This window comes from Streptomyces spinoverrucosus (assembly GCF_006539505.1).
GTDB classification, from domain to species: Bacteria; Actinomycetota; Actinomycetes; order Streptomycetales; family Streptomycetaceae; genus Streptomyces; species Streptomyces spinoverrucosus.
Window position 1 is genome coordinate 1 of record NZ_BJND01000138.1, and the last position, 5,647, is coordinate 5,647.

Below are 5,647 nucleotides of genomic sequence, written 5' to 3' on the forward strand. Positions count from 1 at the left end.
CGTCCGGGAGATGTTCCGCATCGCCGACGGCGAGGAACTCGGCTACGACGACCCGCCGCTGCGCGGTCACTCGTTCGAGTTCCGCATCAACGGCGAGGACCCGGGCCGCAACTTCCTCCCGGCCCCCGGCACCGTCACCACGTTCGCCCCGCCGTCCGGCCCCGGCGTCCGCCTGGACGCGGGCGTGGAGTCCGGCTCGGTGATCGGCCCCGCCTGGGACTCGCTGCTCGCCAAGCTGATCGTCTCCGGCCGCACCCGCAAGGAGGCCCTCCAGCGGGCCGCGCGTGCGCTGGAGGAGTTCCAGGTCGAGGGCATGGCGACGGCCATCCCGTTCCACCGCGCGGTGGTCAAGGACCCGGCGTTCGCGCCCGAACTCACCGGCTCCACGGACCCGTTCACGGTCCACACCCGCTGGATCGAGACCGAGTTCGTCAACGAGATCAAGCCCTTCACCGCCCCCACCGATCTGGAGGCGGAGGAGGAGCCGGGCCGCGAGACGGTCGTCGTCGAGGTCGGCGGCAAGCGCCTGGAGGTCTCCCTCCCGTCCTCCCTCGGCATGTCCCTGGCCCGCACGGGCCTCGCCGCCGGCGCCAAGCCGAAGCGCCGCGCCGCGAAGAAGTCCGGCCCGGTCGCGTCCGGCGACACCCTCGCATCGCCGATGCAGGGCACCATCGTCAAGATCGCCGTGGAGGAGGGTCAGGCCGTCAAGGAGGGCGACCTGGTCGTCGTCCTGGAGGCGATGAAGATGGAGCAGCCGCTCAACGCCCACAAGACCGGCACCATCAAGGGCCTGAGCGCGGAGGTCGGCGCGTCGATCACGTCGGGCGCGGTGATCTGCGAGATCAAGGACTGACGGCAGATCTTGCGACGTACGTTCCCCGTGCCCACCCAAAGGGGCGCGGGGAACTGCGCGAGCAACCACGGACAACCCGCACTCGCACACACCCCAGCCCCTACGGCGAACAGGCGCCCGATCCCACCGGCCCGCGCAGCCTAACGGCGCCGCAGATCGGCCACCCTGGCCCGCTCCCCGCCCGGTGCCTGCTCGCCGAGGACGGCCGCCGTACGCAGCGGCGATCCGGGCCCCGGAACCTGGCCGCGCCGGGGGCCCGGCAGGGCCACGTCCCGGCGCTGCTGGCGCGTCGGAGCCCCCTCACCGCCCGCGTTCTGGGCGTTTCCCGAGGCTCCCGTCCCGGCCACGGCGATCTGCACACCCTGGTCGGCCAGCGCCTGCAGCTCGGTGGCGGCACGGTCGTCGTGGGCCGGCGGCTCGTCCGTCACGAGGCGGGTGATCACATCGGTCGGGACGGTCTGGAACATCGTGTCCGTGCCGAGCTTGGTGTGGTCCGCGAGGACCACGACCTCCGCGGCGGCCTGGACGAGGGCCCGGTCGACGGATGCCGAGAGCATGTTGGACGTGGACAGACCGCGTTCGGCGGTCAGGCCGCTTCCGGAGAGGAAGGCCCGGGACACCCGCAGGCCCTGGAGGGACTGTTCCGCTCCCGACCCCACGAGGGCGTAGTTGGAACCGCGGAGCGTGCCGCCGGTCATCACGACCTCCACCCGGTTGGCGTGGGCCAGGGCCTGCGCCACGAGGAGGGAATTGGTGACGACGGTCAGGCCGGGGACCCGGGCGAGCCGGCGGGCCAGCTCCTGGGTCGTCGTACCGGCCCCGACCACGATGGCCTCGCCCTCCTCCACGAAGTTCGCGGCGAGGTCGGCGATGGCGGTCTTCTCGGCGGTCGCGAGATGTGATTTCTGCGGAAAGCCGGATTCCCGCGTGAATCCGCCCGGCAATACCGCACCGCCGTGCCGGCGGTCGAGGAGTCCTTCTGCCTCCAGTGCGCGCACGTCCCGCCGTACGGTCACTTCGGAGGTCTGGACGACGCGGGCGAGCTCACGGAGCGACACGGCCCCGTTCGCTCGCACCATTTCGAGGATCAACTGGCGACGTTCTGCAGCGAACACGAAACTGACAGTAACCCCAACGACCGTCTGCTTTCAGCAGTTTGCGCCGAATAACAGAAGTTGTTCGCACACAACAGCGGGAAGTGGTATAGGAGCCTACTCCCGCCGCCTATGCCGAACGCATGGTCGGCAACTCCCCGTGACCAGCGAGGAGTCGCTTTCCGCCGCCGAAACGGTCAGGCCTCGGCGGTCGCCTTCCGGGTGTGGAGCTGCCGGGCCACCTCCGCGATCGACCCCGAAAGGGAGGGATAAACGGTGAACGCGTTCGCGATCTGTTCGACTGTCAGATTGTTGTCGACGGCGATCGAGATCGGATGGATGAGCTCGGAAGCGCGCGGCGCCACCACCACACCGCCCACCACGATCCCCGTGCCCGGACGGCAGAAGATCTTGACGAAGCCGTCCCGGATGCCCTGCATCTTCGCGCGCGGGTTGCGCAGCAGCGGCAGCTTCACCACCCGGGCGTCGATGACCCCGCCGTCGACGTCGGCCTGGGAGTAGCCGACGGTGGCGATCTCCGGGTCGGTGAAGACGTTGGAGGAGACGGTCTTCAGGTTCAGCGGGGCCACCGCGTCGCCGAGGAAGTGGTACATGGCGATACGGCCCTGCATGGCCGCCACCGACGCGAGCGCGAAGATACCGGTGACGTCACCGGCGGCGTACACGCCGGGAGCGCTCGTCCGCGACACCTTGTCGGTCCAGATGTGCCCGGAGTCCTTCAGCCGCACCCCGGCCTCCTCCAGGCCCATGCCCTCGGTGTTCGGGATGGCGCCGACGGCCATCAGACAGTGCGACCCGGTGATGACCCGCCCGTCGGAGAGGGTGACCTCGACCCGGTCCCCGACCCGCTTGGCGGAGGCGGCCCGCGACCGCGCCATGACGTTCATGCCACGCCGCCGGAACACGTCCTCCAGGACAGCCGCGGCATCCGGGTCCTCACCCGGCAGCACCCGGTCCCGGGACGACACCAGCGTCACCTTCGACCCGAGCGCCTGGTAGGCGCCCGCGAACTCGGCACCGGTCACACCCGACCCGACCACGATCAGCTCCTCGGGAAGCTCGTCGAGGTCGTACACCTGGGTCCAGTTCAGAATCCGCTCACCGTCGGGCTTGGCGTCGGGCAGCTCCCGAGGATGCCCACCGGTGGCGATGAGCACGGCATCGGCGATGAGCGTCTCCTCGCTGCCGTCCGCGGCCCGCACGACGACCTTCCGTGACCCGTCGAGGGCCTGCATGCCCTCCAGCCGCCCACGCCCGCGCATCACCCGCGCACCGGCCCGCGTCACCGCCGCGGTGATGTCGTGCGACTGGGCGAGCGCGAGCCGCTTCACCCGGCGGTTGACCTTCCCCAGGTCGACCCCGATGATCCGGGCGGCCATCTCGTCCGGCGGCGTGTCGTCCGCGACGATGATGCCCAGCTCCTCGTAGGAGGAGTCGAAGTTGGTCATCACCTCGGCCGTGGCGATCAGGGTCTTCGACGGCACGCAGTCGGTCAGCACCGACGCTCCGCCCAGACCGTCGCAATCGACGACGGTCACCTCCGCACCGAGTTGGGCGGCCACCAGCGCCGCTTCATATCCGCCGGGTCCGCCACCGATGATCACGATCCGAGTCACGTACCCCATTGTCCCGCACCCTTCAATGTGCGACTGCCCCGGGGGCTCGCCCGAGCTACCACAGGTACCCCTGACACGAAAGTGGCAGGCGAGCCGACTGCCGTACTCTCGATCCATGTCGCTCTACGCCGCCTACGCCGGCAATCTCGACGCGCGGCTGATGTCCCGCCGCGCCCCGCACTCGCCGATGCGAGCCACGGGGTGGCTGAACGGCTGGCGGCTGACGTTCGGCGGCGAGCACATGGGCTGGGAGGGCGCGCTCGCGACGCTCGTCGAGGACCCGATGTCCCAGGTCTTCGTCGCGCTCTACGACATCGCACCCATGGACGAGGAGTCACTCGACCGGTGGGTCGGCGTCGGCCTCGACGTCTACCGCCGCCTCCGCGTCCGCGTCCACACCCTCGACGGCGAGGAACCGGCCTGGGTGTACGTCCTGAACGCCTACGAGGGCGGCCTCCCGTCCGCCCGCTACCTGGGCGAGATCGCCGACGCGGCGGAATCGGCCGGCGCGCCGCACGATTACGTGATGGAGCTACGAAAGCGACCCTGCTGACACCGGCCCGGCTCCTAAACTGGGAGACCGCCGCCCCCACGGGAGATCGCATGGCCCCCACCACGTACGACGTGTACTTCACGGTGCAGGCCGCCGAGGCCCGTGACCGGCTCGACGACCGGCAGCGCATCGCGTTCGACAAGGGCATCGCCATGCTGGCCCGCGACCCCTTCCCTTCGGTGTCGCGCCCCATAAGCTCCACCGGCGACGACCGTACGATCCGGCTCACCCAGAACATCCTGGTGGAGTACACGGTCAGCCGTGGCCGACTGCTGATCTTCATCGTCGAGGTCTTCAACGACAAGGACGTCCTCATCCCCGACGAGTGACCCTTGCCCCGCGATCGTTTCGTCGGAAACGACAAGACAACGATCGCACTCCCGTGACCTCCGTCATCTACGCGCGTAGGACCAAACCGGCTACCCTCATCCGCGTGAACGCATCTCTTCTTCCGGACGACATCCAGGGCGACCCCTACGCCGCCGCCGACGCCGCCGCCGCCCGCCTGCGCGAACTCACCGGCGCCGAGTCCCACGACGTCGCCCTCGTGATGGGCTCCGGCTGGGCACCGGCCGTGGACGCGCTGGGCGCCCCCGAAGCCGAGTTCCAGGTCACCGACCTGCCCGGTTTCCCGCCGCCGGCGGTCGCCGGACACGGCGGCAAGATCCGCTCGTACCGGATCAAGGACAAGCGCGCCCTGGTCTTCCTCGGCCGCACCCACTACTACGAGGGCCGCGGCGTCGCCGCCGTAGCCCACGGCGTCCGCACCGCCGTAGCGGCCGGCAGCAAGACCATCATCCTCACCAACGGCTGCGGCGGCCTGCGCGAGGGCATGCGCCCCGGCCAGCCGGTCCTGATCAGCGACCACATCAACCTCACGGCGACCTCCCCCATCGTCGGCGCCAACTTCGTCGACCTCACCGACCTGTACTCCCCACGCCTGCGCGCCCTGTGCAAGGAGATCGACCCCACCCTGGAGGAGGGCGTCTACGCCCAGTTCCCCGGCCCGCACTACGAGACACCGGCCGAGATCCGCATGGCCCGCGTGATCGGCGCGGACCTGGTGGGCATGTCGACGGTCCTGGAGGCCATCGCCGCACGCGAGGCGGGCGCGGAGGTCCTGGGCATCTCCCTGGTCACCAACCTCGCCGCCGGCATGACCGGAGAGCCTCTGAACCACGAGGAGGTCCTCCAGGCGGGCCGCGACTCGGCAACGCGGATGGGCTCCCTGTTGGCCCAGGTCCTGGGCCGGCTGTAACCCACCCGGCGTAGAGGCTGCCCCGAAACGTCACGCAACCCGGCGCAACGGGGTGCCTCCCCCAGTGCCTGAACGGCCTGGGAGGTACCCCCACCGCCCACCCGTGCCGCCCAAGCGGCACGACTGCCCGCAGCTACGCGCGCATGCGGCAGCCACCACGCACTGCCCCCAGCCACGCGGGCCACGGTCCCGCCTGCAGCCACCACGGCGGACTACGGTCGGGCCCACGGCGCCGCACTCGCGCACGGCGGG

The 5,647-nt window shown here is 70.5% G+C and carries 6 protein-coding genes; 4 read left to right on the forward strand and 2 right to left on the reverse strand.

Going from position 1 to position 5,647, the window contains the following annotated elements; translation table 11 throughout:
- Nucleotides 1-853 (forward strand): biotin/lipoyl-containing protein (locus SSP24_RS41880; protein WP_141316402.1); only part of this gene is annotated, 853 nt, incomplete at its 5' end.
- 140 nt (nucleotides 854-993) lie between these two features.
- On the opposite strand, the gene SSP24_RS41885 is transcribed toward SSP24_RS41880, so the two are convergent.
- Together SSP24_RS41885 and SSP24_RS41890 are read right to left on the reverse strand one after the other, a co-directional pair.
- Entirely contained in the window at nucleotides 994-1,968 is a 975-nt protein-coding gene (locus tag SSP24_RS41885; protein ID WP_141316405.1) for a DeoR/GlpR family DNA-binding transcription regulator, read from the reverse strand.
- 176 nt (nucleotides 1,969-2,144) lie between these two features.
- Nucleotides 2,145-3,593 carry an NAD(P)H-quinone dehydrogenase gene (locus tag SSP24_RS41890; protein ID WP_141316407.1) on the reverse strand — a complete coding sequence of 483 codons (1,449 nt, stop codon included), beginning with the start codon at nucleotides 3,591-3,593 and terminating at the stop codon, nucleotides 2,145-2,147.
- A 106-nt stretch (nucleotides 3,594-3,699) separates the two neighbouring features.
- Here SSP24_RS41890 and SSP24_RS41895 point away from each other — a divergent pair, with 106 nt between their 5' ends.
- The 3 genes from SSP24_RS41895 (at nucleotide 3,700) to SSP24_RS41905 (ending at nucleotide 5,395) form a co-directional block, all read left to right on the forward strand.
- Complete coding sequence (locus tag SSP24_RS41895) at nucleotides 3,700-4,137, forward strand: gamma-glutamylcyclotransferase family protein (RefSeq protein ID WP_141316411.1); 438 nt, start codon at nucleotides 3,700-3,702, stop codon at nucleotides 4,135-4,137.
- Between the two features lie 50 nt (nucleotides 4,138-4,187).
- Nucleotides 4,188-4,466 (forward strand): type II toxin-antitoxin system RelE family toxin, encoded by a 279-nt coding sequence (locus tag SSP24_RS41900; RefSeq protein ID WP_141316414.1) that lies wholly within the window; start codon nucleotides 4,188-4,190, stop codon nucleotides 4,464-4,466.
- Between the two features lie 104 nt (nucleotides 4,467-4,570).
- A complete protein-coding gene (locus SSP24_RS41905; RefSeq protein WP_141316417.1) occupies nucleotides 4,571-5,395 on the forward strand; it encodes a purine-nucleoside phosphorylase in 825 nt (274 codons plus the stop codon).
- Nucleotides 5,396-5,647: the final 252 nt, after the last annotated feature.